This window comes from Mesorhizobium sp. B2-5-13, from assembly GCF_006440535.1.
Classification (GTDB): domain Bacteria; phylum Pseudomonadota; class Alphaproteobacteria; order Rhizobiales; family Rhizobiaceae; genus Mesorhizobium; species Mesorhizobium salmacidum.
This window is the reverse complement of sequence record NZ_VFUI01000009.1, coordinates 237,216-259,763: the sequence shown is the minus strand read 5'-3', so window position 1 is coordinate 259,763 and position 22,548 is coordinate 237,216. Positions and strand designations below refer to the sequence as shown.

The window sequence follows — 22,548 nt, the reverse complement described above, 5'->3', positions numbered from 1 at the left end:
TGCCGATGAAGTCCTATTCGATCGCCCTGATCCCCGGTGACGGCATCGGCCCCGATGTGACCGCCGCCGCCTGGTCCGTGCTGCAGACGGCGGCCAAACATGCCGGCTTTGCGCTGGCCGGAACCGAATTTCCCTGGTCCTGCAAATTCTACCGGGATACCGGCCGTATGATGCCGGAAGACGGCATCGAAACAGTGCGCGGCTTCGACGCCATTCTTCTCGGCGCCGTCGGCTGGCCGGCGCAAGTGCCGGATTCGGTCTCGCTGCACGGCCTGCTGCTGCCGATCCGCAAGGCATTCGTGCAGTACGCCAACATCCGGCCGCATCGCCTGCTGCCGGGCGTCACGGGACCGCTGCGGGCCGAAAGCTTCGACATATTGTGCATCCGCGAGAACACCGAAGGCGAATATTCGGGCGCCGGTGGGCGCGTGCATCAAGGCACGCTGGACGAGGTGGCGGTGGAGACCTCGATCTTCACCCGCGCCGGCGTCGAGCGCATCCTGCGCTTCGGCTTCGAGCAGGCACGGGCGCGGCGCGGCAGACTGGCCTCCGTCACCAAGTCCAACGCGCAAAAATATTCCATGGTGTTCTGGGACGAGATCACGCGGAAGCTGGCAGCGGACTATCCTGATGTCACTGTCACCAGCTATCACGTCGACGCCCTCGCCGCGCGTATGATCATGGCGCCCGAGACCCTCGATGTGGTCGTCGCCTCGAACCTGTTCGGCGACATACTGACCGACATCGGCGCGGCGATCCAGGGCGGGCTCGGCTACGCCGCCTCCGCCAACATCAATCCTGACCGTTCGGCGCCGTCGATGTTCGAGCCGGTGCACGGCTCGGCGCCCGACATCGCGCATCTCGGCATAGCCAACCCGATCGCTACCATCTGGTCCGGCGCGATGATGCTCGAACATCTCGGCGAAACAGCCGCCGCCGGTCGAGTTATGAAAGCAGTCGAAGCGACTACCGCGCGCGGCATTGGCACCATTCCCGGCAAGGATCGAACGGAGACCATCACGGCCGCCGTCAACGCCGCTCTCACCTGATTGCAAGGTCGTTTCCGATGAAAAGCCTGAACGATAAAAATCTGTTTCGCGAAGCCGGCCTGATCGGCGGAAAGTGGGTTGCTGCCGACTCCGGCAAGACGGTCGATGTACTCGACCCGGCAACCCAGTCGGCAATCGGCACAGTGCCCGACATGGCCGGTCCGGAGACCCGTGCAGCGATAGAGGCCGCCGCATCCGCCTATGTGGATTGGAGGAAGAAGACCAACGCCGAGCGCGCCGGCCTGCTAGAGGCCTGGCATGGGCTGATGCTTGCGCATCTGGACGATCTCGCGCTGATCCTGACGACCGAACAGGGCAAGCCGCTGGACGAGGCCAAGGGCGAGATCCGCTACGGAGCCTCCTTCGTCAAATGGTTCGCGGAAGAAGCGCGCCGCATCAACGGCCATACCATCCCCTCGCCGACGCCAGACCGCCGCATCATCGTGCTGAAGGAACCGGTAGGCGTTTGCGGCATCATCACGCCGTGGAACTTTCCCAACGCAATGATCACCCGCAAGGTCGCGCCGGCGCTGGCCGCAGGCTGCACTGTGGTCATCAAGCCATCCGAGTTCACGCCCTATTCGGCGCTGGCCCTCGGCCTGCTCGCCGAACGGGCGGGCATCCCTGCCGGCGTCATCAACATCGTCACCGGCATGCCAGCGGAAATCGGCAACGAAATCATGGCCAATGAGACGGTGCGCAAGATCTCCTTCACCGGCTCGACACGGGTCGGCTCGCTGCTGATGCGCGGGGCCGCCGACAGCGTGAAGCGGCTCAGCCTCGAACTCGGAGGCAACGCCCCCTTCATCGTCTTCGACGACGCCGATCTCGACCTAGCCATCGAGGGCACGCTGGTCTCGAAGTTCCGCAACGGCGGCCAGACGTGCGTCTGCGCCAACCGCATCCTCGTCCAGACCGGGGTCTACGAGACCTTCGCCGCGAAGCTCTCCGCCCGCGTCAACGCCATGACGGTGGGGCCGGGCACACAGCCCGGCGTCGTCATCGGACCGATGATCAACATGGCGGCGGTCGAGAAAATCAACCGCCACGTCGCGGACGCGCTCGCCAAGGGTGCTGCGATCGTCACCGAGAAGCAGGCCCTGCCGAAAGGATCTCAGTATGTCGCGCCGCTGGTGCTGACGGGCGCCACAAAGGACATGCAGCTTGCCGGCGAGGAAACGTTCGGCCCAGTCGCGCCACTTTTCCGTTTCGAGACGGAAGAGGAAGCGATCGCGCTGGCCAACGGCACACCCTACGGACTTGCCTCCTACTTCTACACCGAGAATTTGAAACGCGCCTGGCGCGTCGGCGAGGCGTTGGAGTTCGGCATGGTGGGCTTGAACACAGGCTCGGTCTCGATGGAGGTGGCACCCTTCGGCGGCGTCAAGCAGTCCGGCCTCGGCCGCGAAGGCGCGCAGGCCGGCATCGAGGAATATCTCGAGCTGAAAAGCTTCCATATGGGCGGGCTGGGCTAAACCCCATCCGCCGGATCAGTGGTCACTGGATCCGGTCGAGCGCCTTGTAGTAGAGGCCGACCATCGGCAGGAACCACGGCTTGCCTGAATAGCCTGGAATGGCAGGCCACTCGAGCCCCTTCAGCGGATTGCGGTCCTCGCGGCCAAGCATGGCATCGGCCAGGATCATGCCGAGCTGGGTGGAAAGCTGCGCGCCATGACCGGAATAGCCCATCGCGTACCACACCCCGTCATGGTAGCCGGCGCGCGGGAAACGGTCCTTGGTCATGTCGACCAGACCGCCCCAGCAATAGTCGATCTCGACCCTGGCGAGCTGCGGGAAGATGGCCGCCAGGCTTGCCCGCAATATCTGACCGCTCCTGGCGTCGGAGCGCTGGTCCGACGTCGCCGAGAAGCGTGCGCGGCCGCCGAAGATCAACCGGTTGTCGGGCGAAAGCCGGAAGTAGTTGCCGATGTTCATCGAGTTCACGCATGTCCGGTTGCCCGGCATGGTCGCGGCGATCTCGGTGTCGCTCAAGGGCCGCGTGGCGATGATGAAGCTGCCGACCGAAATGATCCTGCGGCGGAAATAGCCGAAGTCAGGCGTTGTATAGGCACCGGTCGCCACCAGCACGGCGTCGGCGCTGATGCGACCCCGCGACGTGGTCAACTCATGCCGCTTGCCGGCCTGCTTGTGATCGGTCACCGCAGCGTTCTCGTGGATGACGGCGCCGTGGCGCGCGGCTGCCGTGGCGAGACCCGCCACATAGCGGCCCATATGCATCATGGCGCTCTTCTTCGACAGCATCGCGCCATGGAACGGCGAGCCGATCTCCGATTTGAGATCGGCCGCTGACAGCAGCGCCGTATCCGGATCCACCTCGGAATGGATCGCTTCGAAGTTGCGGGCGATCGAATCAAAATGCTGCGGCTTAGAGGCTAGCTTCAGCTTGCCGGCGCGGCGGAAGTTGCAATCAATGCCTTCCTCGGCGACCAGCGCCTCGATGGTGTCGACGGACTCGTCCAGCGCCCGGTAGATCGCGATCGCGCGTTCCTTTCCGAGTTCCGCCTTGGCCGAGAGGTAGCTGTGGGCAAGTCCATTGTTTAGATGTCCGCCATTGCGCCCGGATGCACCCCAGCCCACGCGCTCCGCTTCCACCACCACCACCTTGGCGCCGGCCTTCGCCAATTGGCGGGCGGCGGCGAGTCCGGTGAAGCCGCCGCCGACGATGGCGGCATCGTAGTGACCCTCGACCGGGCCTTGCGCCGCGCCGGCAAAGACGGGGGCAGTGTCGTGCCAGTAGGAGACCAGCTTCATCGGCAATCCGCCTGTTTTAGAGACCGACCACGCCTGGAAGGCCTGAAACATCCGGTATCTCGACATAGCCATAATAGGGGTTGGCTGGTTCGTGGCCGCGGTTGACCCAGACCTTGTTCTTGATGCCGAGATCGTGCGCCGACATCAGGTCGTAGCGGAACGAGGACGAGCAGTGAAGGATATCGTCCGGGCCGCAGCCCAACATGTCGAGCATGTACTCGAAGGCTTTGAAGCGGGGCTTATAGGCCTGCGCCTGCTCGGCCGTATAGACAGCATGGAAGGGCGCGCCGAGCTTTTCGACATTGGACATGATCTGCGCGTTCATCGCGTTGGACAGGATGACCAGCGGAATTTCCTTGGCGACCTTCGCCAAGCCCGCGGGGACATCGGCGTGAGGTCCCCATGTCGGCACGCGCTCATAGACCATCCTGGCGTCGTCCGGGCTGAAGCCGACGCCGTTGCGCTTGCAAGCGCGCTCGAGCGCATTGTGGACGACGTCGGCATAAGGTTTCCAGTCGCCCAGAATCTCATCCAGCCGGTACGCCGCGAAATTCTTGATGAACTCCTGCATGCGCGGCTCGGCGAGCCGGCTGCCGTAGAGATCGCGCGCCGCTTCCGCCATCTGGAAAAAGGTCAACGTGCCGTAGCAGTCGAAGGTGATGTATTTGGGCCTGAAGGAAGCCATGTCCGTCGATCTCCGGTGGAAGCACATCCGCGCTGGGATGTATTTCATCATAGAGCGGCAGGCGGCGACCCACCTGACCGAAATAGGCCTTCCGAAAGCAGAAAGTTCCGTATCCGCCATCCGGTTTGGCACGCTGTGGCATCTGGCGTGCCGATTGCGGCGCCGCGCACGGCGTGACGCGCCCCGCCGTGGATGACGCCAGCACAAGATGCGGCGCACCGCTTACGCTACGGCGAAAGATACTGTCGAAGCCAAAGCCTTCAGATGATCTGCAGCGCGCCGATGGTCGAAACTTGTCGTCAGACGGAAGGATGCCTCATGCCGCAGGGCGACATCGAACTCCGGGCCTTCGGGCCCGACCATATCGAGGGAGCCGTAGTGCTTTCTCGCCAGGAGAATTGGCCACATCGCCCGCAGGACTGGCAGATGGCGCTGCAGCTCTCGAACGGCGCGGTTGCGCTCGACGATCAGGGCCGCGTCACCGGAACTATCCTGGTAACGCCCTACGGCGCAGATTGCGCCATGATCAACATGGTGATCGTCGACAGGACTGTGCGCGGCAAGGGGCTTGGGCGCCGGCTCATGGATCGGGCCTTCGCCCTTGCCGGTGACCGTCCGCTGCGGCTCGTCGCCACAGCGGACGGCATGCCTCTTTATGAAAAGCTCGGCTTTGTGCCGTCCGGTACGATCCGGCAACATCAAGGTAGCGTTGCCAAGCTTGGTGCGCAGGGCGGCGTGGAAGCTGCGGACGCCGCCGATCTCCGGGAAATCAAGGCGCTGGACCGCGACGCCTATGGCGCCGACCGTGGAGCTCTAATCGATGCGCTGGCCGAGCGCGGCCAATTCGCCGTCATCCGCAGCGACGGCGCCATCGGGGCCTATGCCGCGATCCGGCCGTTCGGACGCGGCGAGGTGATTGGTCCGGTCATCGCGGGAAGTATCGACGAGGCAAAGGCCCTGATCGGCTTCTTCGCCGCCGCGCGCGCCGGTGCCTTCCTGCGCGTGGATACCGGCAGCGGAACCGGCATCGCCGGCTGGCTCGAGGAAATCGGCCTTACCCATGTCGGCGGCGGCGTAGCCATGGACCGTCCGCCCAAGACGGTCGCGGAACAGGCCAGGCCAAAAGTTTACGCCCTCGCCAACCAAGCGCTAGGATAGTCGGAGAACAACAATGCTCGCCAATTCCCTGATCGAACTCGATCGCGCCCATCTCATCCACCCGGTCTCTTCATACCGTGGTCATGAGGCGCACGGCGTGCGCGTGTTGAAATCGGCGAAGGGCGCGACCGTGACCGATGCGTCCGGCCGGCAACTTCTCGACGGTTTCGCGGGGCTGTGGTGTGTCAATGCCGGCTACGGCCATGACAGCATCGTCGAGGCGGCGGCCCGGCAGATGCGAGAGCTTCCCTACGCCACCGCCTATTTCGGCCTCGGCTCTGAGCCGGCGATCCGCCTCGCCTCGGAACTGGCCGAGCGCGCGCCCGGGGATCTGAACCACGTCTATTTTACTCTTGGTGGATCGGACGCGGTCGACAGCACGATCCGGTTCGTCCGCTACTACTGGAATGCCAGGGCCGAGCCAAAACGCGATCAGTTCATTTCCATCGAGCAGGGTTATCACGGCTCGTCGGTGGTCGGCGCCGGCCTGACCGCCCTGCCCGCCTTTCACGCCGGTTTCGGCATTCCCTTTGAATGGCAGCACAAGATCCCCTCCCCCTATCCCTACCGCAACCCGATCGGCGAGGACGGCAACGCGATCATCGCCGCATCGCTCGCCGCGCTGAAGGCCAAGATCGAGGAGATCGGGCCGGAGCGGGTCGCCGCCTTCTACGCCGAGCCGATCCAGGGTTCGGGTGGCGTCATCGTTCCACCGAAAGGCTGGATCAAGGCCGTGCGCGAACTCTGCCGGGAGTACGGCATCCTGTTCATCGCCGATGAGGTGATCACCGGTTTCGGCCGCACCGGGCCCCTGTTCGCCTGCACGGAGGAGGACATCGTTCCCGACTTCATGACGACGGCGAAGGGCCTGACCTCGGGCTATGTTCCGATGGGCGCGGTGTTCATGGCCGATCATGTCTACGACGTGATCGCCGACGGCGCGGGCGCTTCGGCGGTCGGCCACGGCTACACCTACTCCGCCCATCCCGTCAGCGCCGCCGTCGCGCTCGAAGTGTTGAGGCTCTATGAAAATGGGCTTTTGGAGAACGGCATCAAGGCCGGCGCACGCCTGATGGCGGGATTGAACAGCCTGAGCGACCATCCGCTCGTCGGAGAGGTGCGCGGCCGCGGCATGCTTGCAGCGGTCGAACTGGTGACTGACAAGCAGAAGAAAACACCGCTTCCCGCGTCGGCCATGCCGGCGCGGCGGGTCTTCGACAGGGCGTGGGACAATGGCCTCATCATCCGTGCCTTCGCGCATGGGGTCCTCGGCTATGCGCCGCCGCTGTGCTGTACCGACAGCGATATCGATGCGATCATCGAGCGCACGCGCCGAACTCTCGACCAGACGCTGGACGATCCAGACGTCCGCCAGGCCATGGCATGACGAGCGACGAATTTTTCGCATCTCGAAATATCGCCGGCGCAGACGATTTCGCAATTTTGTGCCGCGCACTCACGCCTTTTCGGCGAATCCAGCGCGGGGGAAGTGCCAGACTGCTGAGAAGACAAGGCCAGAAAGCCCGGATTTCCAGGCCTTCAAAAGAGACCGACGCCCCGGACAGCACGGAATTTTGTTCTGTCCAACACGTGCAATTCGGCCGCATGCAGAGGAGACCCAGTCTTGGCCAGGGGCTTTAGCGAGTTCAAATACATGACCTTCGATGTCGTCGGCACGCTGATCGACTTCGAAGGCGGGATCACGACCTGCCTGGCGGAAATTGCCGCCGAGGCCGGCGTTTCGGTCGATGGCGAGGAGGCGCTGGCCCTTTACCGGCAGGCCCGCTACATGCCCGATGCGAGCCTGTTTCCCGACGATCTCGTGCGTGTCTACACGGTCATCGCGCCGCGTCTCGGCCTCCCTCCCGAGGAGAAATACGGTGTGCGCCTGCGGGACTCCGCCCGTGCCTGGCAAGGCTTTGCTGACAGCGCGGCGGCATTGGCGGACCTTGCCAAGTCGCACAGATTGATCGCCATGACCAATGCCCGGCGCTGGGCGCTCGATCATTTCGAGAAGCAGCTCGGTTCGCCCTTCTTCGCCACCTTTACGGCCGATGATACTGGCATCGAGAAACCGGACCCGGCCTTCTTCCAGAAGGTTTTCGATTTCGTGACCTCCCGGGGCGACAGCAAGGACGACATCCTGCACGTCGCGCAAAGCCAATACCACGACATCGGCATATCCCGGGCGCTTGGCATGACCAATTGCTGGATCGAGCGCCGGCATGCCCAGAAGGGTTACGGCGGCACGATCGAGCCCGAGCGTTTCACCGCGCCTGACTACCACTTCACGTCAATGGCGGCCCTTGCCGCCGCCGTGCGGGAAAGCCTGAAGGAACGAACCTGAGCCCAAGCCCGGAAAGCCGCAGCAAGACGAGCATCCCGGAAAAACAAACAGAAAGGGGAATGATATGACCGACAAGATAACGAACTGGACCAGCGCAGACGATGCCATGGCCGAGAATGCCATTCGGCGGGGCGCGAGCCGCCGCGAACTCCTCAAGATGCTGCTGGCCGGCGGCGCCGCGATTGCCGCGGGCAGCGTGGTGCTTGGCCGTGCCACCAATGCCGTCGCCGCCACGCCGGTTTCCGGCGGCAGTTTCAAGGCAGCCGGCTGGTCGTCCTCCACCGCCGACACGCTCGACCCGGCAAAGGCGTCGCTGTCGACCGACTATGTCCGCTGCTGCTCGCTCTACAACCGCCTGACCTTCCTCGACAAGGATGGCAAGACGCAGATGGAGTTGGCCGAAAGTTTCGACAGCAAGGACGCCAAGACCTGGACCGTGAAGCTGCGCAAGGGCGTCACCTTCCACGACGGCAAGGACCTCACCGCCGAAGACGTCATCTTCTCGCTGAAGCGCCATCTCGACAAGGCGGTCGGCTCCAAGGTTGCCAAGATCGCCGCGCAGATGACCGGCTTCAAGGCGGTCGACAAATCGACCGTCGAAATCACCCTCGCCGATCCGAATGCCGACCTTCCGACCATCCTGGCATTGCATCACTTCATGATCGTGGCGGATGGCACCACCGACTTCTCAAAGGGCAACGGCACCGGCGCCTTCGTGCTGCAAACGTTCGAACCGGGCGTGCGGTCGGTCGTCTCCAAGAACAAGAACTACTGGAAATCCGGCAAGCCCTACCTGGATTCGTTCGAGTTCATCGCCATCAGCGACGACAGCGCTCGCGTCAACGCCCTGCTTTCCGGTGACGTCAACTTCGCCGCCTCGATCAATCCGCGCGCGATGAAGCTCATCGGCGGCCAGCAGGGCTTCGAACTGTCGAAAACCACCTCGGGCAACTATACAGACCTCAACATCCGGCTCGACATGGATCCGGGCAATAAGGCCGACTTCGTCGCCGGCATGAAATACCTCGTCAACCGCGAGCAGATCGTCAAATCGGCATTGCGCGGCCTCGGCGAAATCGGCAACGACCAGCCTGTCTCGCCGGCGAACATCTTCCACAATGCCGACCTCAAGCCGAAGGCCTTCGACCCGGACAAGGCCAAGTTCCACTTCCAGAAGTCGGGCCTGCTCGGCCAGGCGATCCCCGTGGTCGCCTCCGATGCCGCGACGTCGTCGATCGACATGGCGGTGATCATCCAGGCCGCCGGTGCTGATATCGGCATGAAGCTCGATGTCCAGCGCGTCCCGTCCGACGGGTATTGGGACAATTACTGGCTCAAGGCGCCGATCCATTTCGGCAACATCAATCCGCGCCCGACACCCGACATCCTGTTCTCGCTCCTCTACGCCTCCAACGCGCCCTGGAACGAAAGCCAGTACAAGTCCGAGAAGTTCGACAAGCTGCTCGTCGAGGCGCGCGGCTCGCTCGACCAGGCCAAGCGCAAGGAAATCTATGGCCAGATGCAGACCATGGTCTCCGAGCAGGCCGGCACCATCATCCCGGCCTACATTTCCAACGTGGATGCTCTCTCCAGCAAGGTGAAGGGTTTGGAGGCGAACCCACTCGGTGGCATGATGGGCTACGCAATGGCGGAATATCTCTGGCTCGAAGCCTGAGAGGCGCCTGCCAGGGACCGGACAGCCGGTCCCTGGCACTATTGCGCAACATGGCTTGGCCGAACGCAACCGCAGGAGCGCTTCCATGACGTCTGGGGTTCTAAACCTCGTGCTGAAGCGGCTGGCAATCGCGGTCGTTACACTTCTGATCGTCCTGTTCGCCGTGTTTTTCGCCACCAGCATGCTGCCTGGCGACACCGCGTCGATTCTGCTCGGCCAGGCGGCCACCCCCGAAGCCGTCGCCGGCCTGCGCGAGGCCATGCATCTCAATGATCCTGCAATCCTGCGCTTCCTGCGCTGGCTTCTCGGCCTGCTCCACGGCGATCTCGGCACTTCCTATGCCAACGAGATGCCGGTCGCGGCGCTGATCGGCGGGCGCTTCGTCAACACCATGGAGCTCGCCGGCATCACCACGCTGCTCTCGGTGCCCCTAGCGCTGACGCTCGGCATCACCGCCGCCATGTTGCGTGGTTCGCTCTATGACCGCACCGTCACCATTCTTGCGATCGGCGTCATCTCGGTACCGGAATTCATGGTCGCGACCCTCGCGGTTTTGCTTTTCGCCGTTTATCTCAAATGGCTGCCGGCGCTGTCCTCGGTCAATGAGGCGCATACGCTGACCGACATCGTTCGCATCTATGCCATGCCGGTGATCACGCTGACCTTCGTCATCTCGGCTCAGATGATCCGCATGACCCGCGCCGCGGTGATCGAAACGCTGTCCACGCCTTATGTCGAGATGGCGCTGCTCAAAGGCGCCTCACGCGGCCGCATGGTGCTCAAGCACGCACTTCCCAATGCGCTCGGGCCGATCGTCAACGCGGTTGCGCTGTCGCTGTCCTATCTGGTCGGCGGCGTCATCATCGTGGAGACCATCTTCAATTATCCCGGCATCGCCAAGCTGATGGTCGATGCGGTCGCGACCCGCGACCTGCCGCTGATCCAAAGCTGCGCAATGATCTTCTGCCTCGGCTATCTCCTGCTCATCACCGTCGCCGACATCATCGCCATCATGTCCAACCCGAGGCTGAGGTGACGATGGCACGCGTGGCAGCTTCCCGACGGTCCTTGCTGGGCCACAGCTACAATCTCGTGGGCGTCGTCGCCTCGCTGGTCATTCTGGCGTGGACGCTGATCGCCATCTTCGCACCCGCCATCATTCCCCATTCGATCGGCGACATTGTCGACGACGATTATTTCGGCCCGATGCGTCAGGGCCTATGGCTCGGCTCGGACTATCTGGGGCGAGACATGCTCTCGCGGGTACTGATGGGTGCGCGCTACACCGTCGGCATATCGCTCGCCGCCGTCTGTATCGCCTGCTTTTCTGGCGTCGTGCTGGGAATGATCGCGGCCGTCACCGGCGGCTGGCTCGACACCTGCCTCAGCCGCTTCCTCGACGCCATGAACTCCATTCCAAGCAAGCTGTTCGGCCTTGTGGTGGTAGCCGCGGTCGGCTCGTCGATCCCGGCACTGATCCTGACGCTCGCCGTCATCTACATACCGGGCGCCTACCGCTTCGCGCGGGCGCTCGCCGTCAACATCAACACCATGGACTTTATGACCGTCGCTCGCGTCCGCGGCGAAAGCACCGCCTATCTCATCGGGTCAGAGATCCTGCCCAACATCATGCGCCCGGTGCTGGCCGACTTCGGCCTGCGCTTCGTCTTCATCGTGCTCTTGCTGTCCGGCCTGTCCTTCCTCGGGCTCGGCCTGCAACCGCCGCTCGCCGACTGGGGCGCGCTGGTGCGCGAGAACATAGGCGGCCTGCCCTTCGCGGCTCCCGCCGTCATCGTTCCCTCGCTGGCGATCGCCAGCCTCACCATCAGCGTCAACCTGCTGATCGACAACCTTCCGCAGAAGATCAGGGACAGGGACGCATGACCAATCTCGTCGAGGTCAGGAACCTGCGAATCGAGGCGATGACCGATGCCGGTCGTGTTGTCGAAATCATCAAGGGCGTCAGCCTCGACATCGCCGACGGCGAGATCGTCGCCCTGATCGGCGAGAGCGGCTCCGGCAAGACGACGATCGCGCTCTCGCTGATGGGCCATGCGCGACCTGGCTGCCGGATTACCGACGGCGAGATCAATGTAAACGGCAAGAACATGGCCGCACTTACCGAAAAGCAGCGCGCCAGGTTACGCGGCACCGATATCGCCTATGTTCCGCAAAGTGCCGCCGCCTCCTTCAACCCCTCGTCCACCATCATGGAGCAGGTGATCGAGGTTACGCGCATCCACGGGCTGATGGCGCCCGAGCAGGCACGAAAGCGCGCGGTCGAGCTGTTCCGGGCGTTGTCGCTGCCGGACCCGGAAGGGCTTGGCGCCCGTTATCCGCACCAGGTTTCAGGAGGGCAGTTGCAGCGGCTGTCGGCGGCGATGGCGCTGATCGGCGATCCCAAGCTGATGATCTTCGACGAGCCGACGACGGCACTCGACGTGACGACGCAGATCGACGTGCTGAAGGCATTCAAGTCGGTCATGCGGGCTGGCGGAATAGCGGGTGTCTACGTTTCCCACGACCTTGCTGTCGTCGCCCAGATCGCCAACCACATCGTGGTGCTGAAGGGCGGCGAAGTGCAGGAGACCGGCACCACGGATCAGATTCTTTCGGCCCCCCGGCACCCCTATACGCGCGAACTGCTGGCTGCCTTCGAGCCGAAACCGCGGCAAGCACATGCGGACGCGGATGCCGGCGCGAAGCCGTTGCTGCGCATCGACAATGTGACGGCCGGCTATGGCGCGGTGCGGGATGACGGACTGCCACTCATACGCGCTGTCGATTCCGTCAGCCTGGTCGTCGAGAAGGGGCGCAATCTTGGCGTCATCGGCGAATCCGGCTGCGGAAAATCGACGCTGGCGCGCGTCATCGCCGGCATCCATCCGGCGGCGGCCGGCGACATCGTCTTCGAGGGCAAGCAATTGGAGCGCGCCGCAGGCAAACGCAGCCAGGACCAACTGCGCGAGATGCAGATCGTGTTCCAGTATGCCGATACCGCGCTCAATCCGGCCAAGCCGGTGGAGGACATCATCTCCCGGCCGCTGGCCTTCTATCACGGGCTCGACCGGCAGGCGCGCTCGAAGCGCGTCGACGAACTGCTCGACATGGTTCGCCTGCCAAGGACGCTGCGCTACCGTCGCCCGTCGGAGCTCTCGGGCGGCCAGAAGCAGCGCGTGAACTTCGCGCGCGCCCTGGCGGCCGGACCCAAGCTCATCATCTGCGACGAAATCACCTCGGCGCTCGACACGGTGGTGGCGGCGGCCGTGATCGAACTGCTCAAGGAGCTGCAGAGCGAGCTGGGCCTTTCCTACATTTTTATCAGCCACGACCTCTCCGTCGTCGAAGCGATCTGCGACGAAATCATGGTCATGTACAATGGCGAGCGGGTGGAGCAGATCACGCCCGACGGACTGAAAGCGCCCACCCACCCCTATTCGAAGCTTCTGTTCTCCTCCGTGCCCAAGCTCGATCCGACGTGGCTCGATAGCCTCGTCCGCGACCCCGAGTTGGTAAGCCAGTACGGCCATCGCTGATTACAAGGGAAACAGGCTGGGCAGCGGCATGTGTGCTTTGACAATGGGAGACTTCAGCACCACGAAGCTAAAACACTTGTCGATGCCGATATCCATACCGGTGAGCCGCTCCACGGTCGCCTGATATTCGGCAATCCCACCCGTGACGAATTTCAAGAGATAGTCGTAACGGGCGGAAACGCGATGGCATTCGACGGCCGCGTCAACCTTATCGACGGCGGCAAGGAAACGCGCGAAGTCGATCTGACGATGATTCTTTAGCGTGACTTCCGTGAAGACGGTGAGCGTCCGTCCCAGCTTTGCGATGTCGATCTGCGCCGAATACCGCACGATATAGCCTTCAGCCTGCAGCTTCTTTACCCGCATCAGGCATGGGCTGGGGGAGAGACTGACCAGTTCCGCCAGCTCCACATTGGTGATGCGGCCGTTCTTCTGCAGCTCGTACAGAATCTTGATGTCGATCCGATCGAGTTTCATGGGCCTTGTCTACAATTGCGAGCAGAGCCGGTAGGCCTCATAGATCGACGAGTAGATGTCCCTGCTGGCGACCGCGTCTCCTATGCGGTGCAGGACGAACGATCCGGCAGCTTGGGAACCATTGTCCCCGTCCGTTTCCGTTCCCATCATCAGCGCTATGTCGGTGACTCCGTTGTTGACGGAGCTCGCGCGCAATTCCTGGTAGGTATCCTCCATTGGCACGGTGCCGCGCTCGACAATGAGTTGGGCGGCGGTCATTTCCATCTCCGCACCGGTGAGCTCATGCCGGAACGTGGCGGCGATGCCGTTGCCCTGGCGCGCTGCTTTGACCAGGCGCACATCGCTGACGATGCGGATGCGGCGTTCCGAGGCGCGTTTGCGAAAACTCACCCTGTCCGGATAGGGCGTCTCGATCGCCAGCGTGTCGTCCGCCATGGCCAGGCTGACCAGGCGCCCCGGACGGGCAAGATGCAGGGCGCAGGAAACTGCCGACTGGCGTCCGGTCTCATCGTAGATGAGCACGTCGTCCTTCGCCGGCACGACCCCGGTCAAGACATCCCAGACGCTGTCGCAATGTTGGGCGCCCTCCAGCCATTCCATGTCCGGAATGCCGCCGGTGGCGATGATGACCGTGTCCGGTCTCTCGGCGAGGACGATCGCTGCGTCCGCATAGGTGTTGAGGCGGACTTCGACGCCCAGGCGATCGAGCTCACCGGTACGCCAGTCGACTATGCCGATGAGATCTTTGCGGTCGACGGCAGCGGCCGCGACGAGCACCTGCCCACCAAGTCGCGCCCCGGCTTCGAGCAGGCTCACTCTGTGTCCGCGCTCGGCGGCGACCCTTGCCGCTTCCATCCCTCCCGGACCACCGCCGACCACGACCACACGTTTCAGCGTTTCAGCACGCAGGATGGTATGGCTGATGATCGTTTCATGGCCGCTGGCCGGGTTGTGGATGCACTGCACCTTCTTGTACAGGCAGTAGGATGCGCCGACACACGGGCGAATGCGTTCTTCTTCGCCGCGCATCACCTTGTTGACGATGTGGGGGTCGGCAATATGCGCCCGGGTCATGCCGACCAGATCGACAAGGTTTTCGCGGATCGCGTGGCGGGCCGTGGCCACATCCCTGATGGCCGCCGCGTGGATGACGGGCAGCCTGGTTTCTCGTTTGAACTGCCCGACCAGCGGCAGAAACGGCGCGCTCTTGGTGAACATGCCGGGCATGTTCTGCTCGGCCAGGGACAAATCGGTGTCCATGCGGCCGAATATGCAGTTGAAGAAATCGATATGGCCTGCCCGCTCGAACAGCCTGGCGAAGGCCAGGCATTCCTCGAAATCCGACCCGTCCTCGACCGCCTCGTCGATCACGAACCGGATGCCGACAGCGAAATCGTCGCCCACCGCGCGGCGGATCGCCTCGTGAACCATCAGGCCGAAGCGCGCGCGGTTTTCGAGTGAACCTCCGAAGCCATCCGTGCGTCTGTTGGTTCTGCGCGAGAGGAATTGCCCGATCAGATGGCCGGCGGTGACGGTTTCGACGCCGTCCAGACCGCCGTCCACGCAGCGCCTTGCCGCACTGGCGTAGTCCCTGACGATCCTGTCGATGTCGGCTGCGTCCATCTCCTTCGGAAAATTCCGGTTTCGCGTCTCGCGAACGCGTGACGGCGCTACGGGCGGCAGCCAGTTCCCGGCATAGGCGGTGGCGCGCCGGCCAAGATGCGAAACCTGGCACATGACGACGGCGCCGTGGCGGTGGATGCGCTGCGACAGCGACTGGAGATGAGGCACGACGCGATCGCTCGAAAGGTCCAGCTGACCGCCGCCCCAACTGGAGTCGGGCGAGGTCATGGCCGAGCCGCCCGCCATGGTCATCGCAAGGCCGCCATGCGCTTTCTCCTCATGGTAGCGCTGGTAGCGCTCCAGCGGCAGGCCGCCATCGTCCAGCATCGAGGCATGACTGGTGCTGACGACGCGGTTGCGGAGCGTCAGACCCTTGAGCCGAAACGGCTGAAGCAGTGGATCGCTGGATGTGCTGCCTGCTTGAGATCCCGCTACCTTCACGTTCTGCTCCGCCCCATTCATAAGGGTTATAGTTCGCCATTTCCAGGATTGCGGAAAGCTTGAAAATTGTTGGGGTGGTTATACGCTGGGCGTATGGCTGGATTTGCAAAACTCGTTCCTTCCGCGCGCGGACTTCTCGTTTTCGAGGCTGCTGTCCGGCTGGGCAGCTTCACGGCCGCCGCTCGCGAGTTCAACGTCACGCAACCGTCGATCAGCCGCAGCATTGCGCAGCTCGAGGCCGATTTCGGTGTGCCTCTTTTCACGCGGGGTCCAACGGGATTGGCCCCGACTGCAGAAGGACGTGCCCTCCATTCGGCTGTGCGGGAGGGATTTGACGGCATCGCTGAGGTGATCCGGAGGATGAAGCAGAACAGCGCTGCAAAGCCGGTGGTGACCCTTTCACTTTCGAGTTCTCTGGCAACCTATTGGTTCGTTCCCAGGTTAGGGGCATTCAACACGAGATTTCCTGACGTCGACCTGAGGTTCGAACTGATCGCGGGCGTTTTGCGAGGACCAGCCGAGAATGTCGACCTTGCCACGAGAATCCTGGCCGATGACGACACCCACTATCACCACTGGGCATTCTCGCCGGAAGTCATCGTTCCGGTATGCAGCCCATCCTATTTGTCGGCCCACGGTCGGTTGATCCATGCCGGAACCGGGGAAGGTCATGCGCTGCTTCACCTGACCGACGCCAAGGAGCAGTGGCTGGACGCATGGGGCAGTGTGGCGGACCGCAAGACCAGCAGGGCAAAGTGGCTCGAATTCTCGGACTACGCGGTCGTGCTTCAAGCCGCCATGAACGGGGAAGGCGTAGCGCTCGGCTGGCTCAGCAACGTTTCAAGGGCGTTGCTTCAGGGAACCCTTGTCCCGGCCTCGGACAGACAGATCAAGACGGGCCGGATCCATCAGCTGATTGCACCGCGCTCAAGGCCGGTACGGCCTGTCGTCTCCGACATCTGCGGGTGGATGATCGCCGAGATGCAAGCCGAATTGAAAGCGCTGCACCCGATATTGCGGCCGGACACCTTGTAGCGGGCGACAAGCGCAGCGCGCTCGTCGTTGACTACCTCGGAAACAGGCTGGGCAGCGGCATGTGCGCCTTGACGATCGGGGACTTCAGCACCACGAAGCTAAAATACTTGTCGATGCCGATATCCATGTCGGTCAGCCGCTCCATGATTGTCTGGTATTCGGCGATGCCGGAGGTCACGAACTTCATCAAATAGTCGTAGCCACCCGACACAAGATGACATTCGATGACCTGCTCGATCTTGTCCACGACGGCGAGAAAACGTGCGAAGTCCACCTGGCGGTGGTTCTTCAACGTGATCTCGGTGAAGACTGTCAGTGTCTGGCCGAGCTTGCCGATATTGACCTGCGCGGAATAGCCTCCGATATAGCCCTCCGATTGCAGTCTTTTGACCCGCATCAGGCATGGGCTCGGCGACAGATGCACCAGTTCGGCCAATTCCACGTTCGTGATGCGGCCGTTCTTCTGCAGTTCGTGAAGAATCTTGATATCGATCCGATCGAGTTTCACGGGTGGCCTCCGAGGAACCGTGCCGCAGCACAAAATGCTGCCCTGCTGATGACGGTCGACACTATCACAGCCCGCTGGGCTGTCCATCCGAGTGGACGCCGCTTGAAACGCAGGGACTCCCGATTCTAACGCGACTGACGGAATAAAATTCTGCTACGGCTACAAGTGCAGCAGCGACTGCCTGCGCAACACGCTAGATTGGCGCTTCACGGCAGGGAGAACCATGCGCACGCCGCTGCAGCAAATCGAAACGACTGAGCAACTGCCGCAGTCCGCGGACGCGGTGGTGATCGGCGCCGGCATCGTCGGTGTCTTTACGGCCTATTACTTGGCCCGGCGCGGTCTGAAGGTCGCGCTTGTCGAAAAGGGGCGAGTCGGCGCCGAGCAGTCCAGCAGAAACTGGGGATGGTGCCGCCAGCAGAACCGCGACGCCCGCGAGCTGCCGATGGCAACAAGAAGCTTGGACCTGTGGGACAGCTTTGCGGCGGAGAGCGGTGAAGACACCGGGTTCCGGCGCTGCGGCCTGCTCTATCTCAGCAATGACGAGGCGGAACTCGCCGGTTGGGCGCGTTGGCGTAATTTCGCCAAAACCGCTGGAGTTACCACGCACATGCTCGACAGTGCCGAGGCCACAGCGCGGGGCCTCGCCACCGGCCGGAGCTGGAGGGGCGGCGTCTTCTCGCCGACCGACGGCACCGCCGATCCGTCGCGGGCGGCACCGGCAGTGGCCCGCGCCATCATCAAGCGTGGAGGCGCCGTCCGCCAGAATTGTGCCGCGCGCGGTATCGAGGTCGAGGGCGGGCGCCTGAGCGGCGTGGTCACCGAAAGCGGAACGATCCGGACGAAGCTGGCGGTCCTGGCCGGCGGCGCGTGGGCGTCCTCCTTCTGCCATCAGTTCGGCTTCCGCTTTCCGCAGGCGTCGATCCGATCCTCCATCCTGTCCGTCTCGCCCGGCGCTGAGGGCCTGCCGGATGCGCTGCATACCGCAAACATTTCGGCCACGCGTCGCGGCGACGGCGGCTACACGCTCGCCATAAGCGGACGCGGCCGCGTGGACGTCACGCCGCAGCAGCTGCGCTTCTCGTCGCAGTTCCTGCCCATGTTCCTGAAGCGGTGGCGAAGCCTCGCGCCCGGCGGTCTGCAGGGTGTGCGCTCGGGCCACGAAACGCTCCGGCACTGGCGGCTCGACCAGCCGACGCCAATGGAGCGGATGCGCATCCTCGATCCGGCCCCGGACCAGGCGACCATCCGCCTGACCCACGCCCGAGCGCTCGATCTGCTGCCGGCACTGCGCCAGACCAGGATCAATGCGGCCTGGGCCGGCTACATCGACAGCACGCCAGACGGCGTGCCCGCTATCGGCGAGATTGATACCGTTCCGGGTTTCTTCCTGGCTGCCGGGTTCTCGGGACACGGCTTCGGCATCGGGCCCGGCGCCGGGCACCTCGTCGCCGATCTGATGACCGGGTCGGAACCGGTCGTCGATGCGACATCCTATGATCCGCGCCGCTTCGATGGTTCGGTCTGGGGCAAAGTCGCCGACTTCTAGGATGTGATCCATGCCGACATCCGGGCCAGGCATTGGCAATCGCATCAGTGCTCCCGGAGAAACGCGCCGACAGGCGTTGGTCGGACAGGGGCCTGCGCGCGAAACCGGCCAACTGCATCTGGCGCGCAGCCGGCTCGTGCCGCGACGAGTTCGACGGCGGCCAACTGGCAATAGCGTCCCTGGCATCGGCCCATGCCGACGCGCGACAGCGATTTCACCCTGTTTGCTTCGCCGCCGCCAAAATCAACATTTTCGCGCACATCTCGGGCGGTCACATTCTCGCAGCGGCAGACGACCGCATCGTCGGGGAGCGCCGGCGCCATCACCGCTGGCCAGGGAAAGGCGGAAGCCAAGCCGCAGGCAAAGCGCTCGAGCCGTGCAAGCTCCCGCAGATCGGCCGCGCTGGAGGGCGCTGGAAATCCAAGATCGGCAAGGCACGCCGCTGCAGCCAGACGCCCGGCGATCTCCGCCCCGTCCGCTCCCAGAAGACGAGCCCCATCGCCAGCCAGATAAACGCCGTTGCCAGCCCGCCCCATCTGGTCGGTCTTCGGCAGCCATTGCCGCCACCGCTCGTCATAGGTGAAGGCGCATCCCGCCAGGTCGGACAGATGCGTCTCCGCCCGCAGGTGCCAGCCCATGCCGATCATGTCGCAAGGCGTATGCTGCTGCCGACCGCCGGCATCACGCCAGCGCAAGGCCACGACACCTTGCCCGTCGGCCTCGATGCGCTCCAGCGTCACGCCCGCATGATAGCGGCGGCCCAGCTCCGCTCGCAGAGCCAGGCCACGCAGCGCGACCAACGGCCGGGCGGCAAGTCCAGAGAATCCGCGCATTTGTTGGCGCCAGGAAGATGTATCCAACACCGCCGCCACATCGGCTCCAGCCTTGACAAGCTGGGCGCCGACCAACGTCAGCAAAGGCCCCGATCCGATCAGGACGATCCGCTGCCCCAGCGCCACGCCCTGCGCCTTGAGCGCGATCTGTGCCGCACCGAGGCTGTAGACTCCGGCGCTCTGCCAGCCCGGGACCGGAGCGACACGGTCGGATGCACCGGTCGCAAGGATCAGGCGGTCATGGAAGAGCACCGGCACGCCCCCCTCACCCAGCACGTGCAGCCGCCCCTCTTGCACGGCGATGACCGAGCTTCCCGCGCAATGGGTAAGCCGCCCCTCTGCGGACAGCCGGTCGAAGAGCGCATGCAGTGCGCAGGCCTTCGCCGCCTCCGACCCGTAGAGCTGCTCCGGCGTGCGGGTGAACCCGTCCGGCGGGCGCCGATAGATCTGTCCTCCTGCACGCTGCGCTTCGTCGATCACCACCGGGTGGAGTCCGGCCTCGACCAGCGTTGCCGCGGCCCTTATGCCGGCGGGGCCGGCGCCGACGATTACGATCCGAGGCGGCGGGGTCTCGCTCACAGCCAGCTCTCCGATGGCATCGTGCGCAACTGCATGCCTTCGCTGAGAAGTGTCGAGCACGCCCGCAGGCGCGGTCCTTCGTCCTGCCAGACCCAGCAATCCTGGCAGGCTCCCATCAGGCAGAAGCCAGCGCGCGGCTCGGCTCCGAACTCGGACTTTCGCAACGCGTGCCCTGACGCCAGCATGGCGGTCAGCACGGTGTCGCCCGCAAGCGCCCTACGCATCTCACCGTCGAGAAAGAAATGCAACTGCGCCCGGTGGCGTTCGGCCAGCCGGACGATGCGGCCGGCGATGATCATTCAGCGGCCTCTCGCACGGGGCGCGGACGCGGCAGTTCGGGGAACCGTTCGCAGACCGCGTCGAACGCCGCCTGGACGCCCTCCGGTCCCCAGCGCCCCTTCATGCGGCGGAAGATCTCCGTCTTGGCGAAGAACCGCCAATGGATCGGCAAGTCCCTCAGTATCGTGGTGAGCCGGTCGTAAGCCAACGGCGTCCACTGCGCTTCATAACCGTCGCGCTCCGGACCGAAATGGAAGTGGCCGGCGGCCGGCTCCTGCCGCGCACGCAGTTGCCCCGTTGCCTGCTCGTCGATCTCGCCGCCGTGCATGACGACGCCATAGTCGTGCTCGGCAGCTGTCGCCGAGACGTAGCCGCGCCGCACATCCTGTGCGACCCGCCAGGGTTCACGTTGACGTGGATCGCCGCGTCCGCCGCCTCCCGCGGAGCGGATCTCAAGCACATCGCCGGGCTGCAGCACAGTGGTGTCAATGTTGCCCAGCCGCCGCTCGTGCTCGGTCCCTGGATTGACGATCATGTCCGACAGGCCGGCTGCCTTGCCGCCCAGCACGCCCCAGGGACGGAAGAAGCTGCGGTCGCGGTTGCGGGCCGTGATCCTGGAATCAGGGGCAAAGACGCGGAAGGCCATCTCTGTCGCCAGCCCGCCGCGCCAGCGGCCCGCGCCGCCACTGTCCCTGGCGAGCCCGTATTTCACGAATTCGACCGGGGTCTCGGTCTCGGTGATCTCGATCGGCGTGTTCTTGAGATAGGCGGCATCGGCGCCCGAGCCATTGGTGCCATCGCGATGCGGCATCGCGCCGCCGCCACCCACCACGGGATTCACCGCCGTGATGACGGTCCGGCTGGTGCGCTCTTCCGTGGTCATGACGTTGACGATGCAGTTGTTGCCGGCCGGCGCCGCGGGCAGGCGTTCAGGCATCACCTGCGAGAAGGCGCCGAAGATGACCGACCGCAGTCGAGCGCAGGTGAGCGAGCGCATGCCTACGGCGGCGGGGTATACCGGGTTCAGCACGGAACCCCGGGGCGTGATGCAGGTAAACGGCCGGGTCAGGCCGGTGTTGAGCAGGATCTTGGGGTTGAGGGTATAGAGCACGTAGTAGACCCCCACCAGCAGCATAGTGTGTCGCGGGTCGCCGCCGGAAGGCACGTTGAGCGAGGAGCCGAGCTGCGGATCGGAGCCGGTGAAGTCGAGCACCGCCGCATCGCCCTTGATCGTCAGCGTCAGCTTCAGCCGGCACGGATTGGCCTCGACGGAATCCTCGTCGGCATAATCGGCGAACTCCCATGTGCCGTCGGGCATGGAACGTAGCACGTCGCGCGCCTGCGCTTCCGCCTGGTCGAGAAGCGCGGAAACGCCTTCGATGAAGCCGGCCTTGCCGAACTTTCGTACCATTGCCTGGATCTTGCGCTCGCCGGTGTTGAGCGCACCGACCAGCGCTTTGATGTCGCCGATGTTAAGGTCGGGCTTGCGCACATTGGTGCTCATGATCCGCAGGATCGACTCGTCAATGATGCCCTTATTCACCAGCTTCATGGGCGGAAAGCGGATGCCTTCCTGATGGATTTCGGTCAGCGCCCGGCTGAGCGAAGCCGGCACCGCGCCACCCATGTCGGTGTTGTGGATATGGCCACCGGTCCAGGCGACGATGTCGTTGTCAACGAAGACCGGCTTCCACAGATGCGTGTCTGGCGCGTGCGTGGCGACGTGGCCGGAATAGGGGTCGTTGGTGAAGGCGACATCTCCCGGCCTATAGTCGGCGACCATCGCGATCGCGCGGCGATACGAAAGCCCCGGGTACCAGGTGGCACCGAGTTCCATCGGCACGGCGAAGGTCGCGCCTGAACGGTCCATCAGCATCACCGTGAAATCCTGGGTCTCCTTGACGAAAGCGGAGTGCGCGGTGCGGTGCAGCGTGTGCGCCATGTTCTCGGCGGCCGCGCGGGCATGGTTCGCCAGAACCTGAAGGTTTGTCCGGTCAAACAT

Annotated in this window: 19 protein-coding genes and 1 pseudogene; 12 read left to right on the top strand and 8 right to left on the bottom strand. The window is 63.9% G+C overall.

The window, feature by feature from the left end:
• Positions 1–5: 5 nt before the first annotated feature.
• Together FJ434_RS17700 and FJ434_RS17695 are read left to right on the top strand one after the other, a co-directional pair.
• A complete protein-coding gene (locus tag FJ434_RS17700) occupies positions 6–1,049 on the top strand; it encodes a tartrate dehydrogenase (RefSeq protein WP_140748564.1) in 1,044 nt (347 codons plus the stop codon).
• 17 nt (positions 1,050–1,066) lie between these two features.
• Positions 1,067–2,524 carry an NAD-dependent succinate-semialdehyde dehydrogenase gene (locus FJ434_RS17695; RefSeq protein WP_140748561.1) on the top strand — a complete coding sequence of 486 codons (1,458 nt, stop codon included), beginning with the start codon at positions 1,067–1,069 and terminating at the stop codon, positions 2,522–2,524.
• A 22-nt stretch (positions 2,525–2,546) separates the two neighbouring features.
• Here the strand turns inward: FJ434_RS17695 and FJ434_RS17690 are convergent, their stop codons facing one another.
• The gene (locus tag FJ434_RS17690; RefSeq protein ID WP_181165943.1) at positions 2,547–3,821 is read right to left on the bottom strand and encodes an FAD-binding oxidoreductase; all 1,275 of its coding nucleotides are present in this window, start codon (positions 3,819–3,821) and stop codon (positions 2,547–2,549) included.
• Positions 3,822–3,837: 16 nt separating this feature from the next.
• A complete protein-coding gene (locus FJ434_RS17685; protein ID WP_140748555.1) occupies positions 3,838–4,506 on the bottom strand; it encodes a haloacid dehalogenase type II in 669 nt (222 codons plus the stop codon).
• 318 nt (positions 4,507–4,824) lie between these two features.
• Here FJ434_RS17685 and FJ434_RS17675 point away from each other — a divergent pair, with 318 nt between their 5' ends.
• The 7 genes from FJ434_RS17675 (at position 4,825) to FJ434_RS17645 (ending at position 13,222) form a co-directional block, all read left to right on the top strand.
• Entirely contained in the window at positions 4,825–5,664 is an 840-nt protein-coding gene (locus tag FJ434_RS17675; RefSeq protein WP_140748552.1) for a GNAT family N-acetyltransferase, read from the top strand.
• 13 nt (positions 5,665–5,677) lie between these two features.
• The gene (locus FJ434_RS17670; protein ID WP_140748549.1) at positions 5,678–7,051 is read left to right on the top strand and encodes an aspartate aminotransferase family protein; all 1,374 of its coding nucleotides are present in this window, start codon (positions 5,678–5,680) and stop codon (positions 7,049–7,051) included.
• 237 nt (positions 7,052–7,288) lie between these two features.
• Positions 7,289–8,011 (top strand): HAD-IA family hydrolase, encoded by a 723-nt coding sequence (locus FJ434_RS17665; protein WP_140748546.1) that lies wholly within the window; start codon positions 7,289–7,291, stop codon positions 8,009–8,011.
• A 64-nt stretch (positions 8,012–8,075) separates the two neighbouring features.
• Entirely contained in the window at positions 8,076–9,686 is a 1,611-nt protein-coding gene (locus tag FJ434_RS17660) for an ABC transporter substrate-binding protein (RefSeq protein WP_140748543.1), read from the top strand.
• An 85-nt stretch (positions 9,687–9,771) separates the two neighbouring features.
• On the top strand, positions 9,772–10,722 hold the full coding sequence (locus tag FJ434_RS17655; protein WP_140713565.1) for an ABC transporter permease: 951 nt from the start codon (positions 9,772–9,774) through the stop codon (positions 10,720–10,722).
• Between the two features lie 2 nt (positions 10,723–10,724).
• Complete coding sequence (locus tag FJ434_RS17650) at positions 10,725–11,570, top strand: ABC transporter permease (RefSeq protein WP_140748540.1); 846 nt, start codon at positions 10,725–10,727, stop codon at positions 11,568–11,570.
• Positions 11,567–13,222 (top strand): ABC transporter ATP-binding protein, encoded by a 1,656-nt coding sequence (locus FJ434_RS17645; protein ID WP_140748537.1) that lies wholly within the window; start codon positions 11,567–11,569, stop codon positions 13,220–13,222. The genes FJ434_RS17650 and FJ434_RS17645 overlap by 4 nt, the downstream gene beginning before the upstream one ends.
• On the opposite strand, the gene FJ434_RS17640 is transcribed toward FJ434_RS17645, so the two are convergent.
• On the bottom strand, positions 13,223–13,699 hold the full coding sequence (locus FJ434_RS17640) for an Lrp/AsnC family transcriptional regulator (protein ID WP_140748534.1): 477 nt from the start codon (positions 13,697–13,699) through the stop codon (positions 13,223–13,225). It abuts the gene before it with no gap.
• Between the two features lie 9 nt (positions 13,700–13,708).
• Complete coding sequence (locus FJ434_RS17635) at positions 13,709–15,784, bottom strand: NADH:flavin oxidoreductase (protein WP_140713559.1); 2,076 nt, start codon at positions 15,782–15,784, stop codon at positions 13,709–13,711.
• 72 nt (positions 15,785–15,856) lie between these two features.
• Between FJ434_RS17635 and FJ434_RS30260 the strand changes: the two are divergent.
• Positions 15,857–16,054 (top strand): annotated as a pseudogene (locus tag FJ434_RS30260) (LysR family transcriptional regulator); the annotation flags it as partial.
• Between the two features lie 69 nt (positions 16,055–16,123).
• Positions 16,124–16,798, top strand: coding sequence for a LysR substrate-binding domain-containing protein (locus tag FJ434_RS17630; RefSeq protein ID WP_246679069.1), 675 nt, complete (start codon positions 16,124–16,126; stop codon positions 16,796–16,798).
• Positions 16,799–16,829: 31 nt separating this feature from the next.
• Here the strand turns inward: FJ434_RS17630 and FJ434_RS17625 are convergent, their stop codons facing one another.
• Positions 16,830–17,306 carry an Lrp/AsnC family transcriptional regulator gene (locus tag FJ434_RS17625; protein ID WP_140504424.1) on the bottom strand — a complete coding sequence of 159 codons (477 nt, stop codon included), beginning with the start codon at positions 17,304–17,306 and terminating at the stop codon, positions 16,830–16,832.
• Positions 17,307–17,529: 223 nt separating this feature from the next.
• Between FJ434_RS17625 and FJ434_RS17620 the strand changes: the two genes are divergently transcribed.
• On the top strand, positions 17,530–18,855 hold the full coding sequence (locus FJ434_RS17620) for an FAD-binding oxidoreductase (protein WP_140713555.1): 1,326 nt from the start codon (positions 17,530–17,532) through the stop codon (positions 18,853–18,855).
• A gap of 44 nt (positions 18,856–18,899) precedes the next feature.
• On the opposite strand, the gene FJ434_RS17615 is transcribed toward FJ434_RS17620, so the two are convergent.
• From FJ434_RS17615 to FJ434_RS17605, 3 genes are read right to left on the bottom strand one after another with little or no spacing between them, the layout of a single operon-like run.
• Positions 18,900–20,267, bottom strand: coding sequence for an FAD/NAD(P)-binding oxidoreductase (locus tag FJ434_RS17615; protein ID WP_140748531.1), 1,368 nt, complete (start codon positions 20,265–20,267; stop codon positions 18,900–18,902).
• The gene (locus FJ434_RS17610) at positions 20,264–20,566 is read right to left on the bottom strand and encodes a (2Fe-2S)-binding protein (protein ID WP_140748527.1); all 303 of its coding nucleotides are present in this window, start codon (positions 20,564–20,566) and stop codon (positions 20,264–20,266) included. Before FJ434_RS17610 ends, FJ434_RS17615 begins: the two co-directional genes overlap by 4 nt.
• Positions 20,563–22,548, bottom strand: coding sequence for a hydantoinase B/oxoprolinase family protein (locus tag FJ434_RS17605; protein ID WP_140748523.1), 1,986 nt, complete (start codon positions 22,546–22,548; stop codon positions 20,563–20,565). Before FJ434_RS17605 ends, FJ434_RS17610 begins: the two co-directional genes overlap by 4 nt.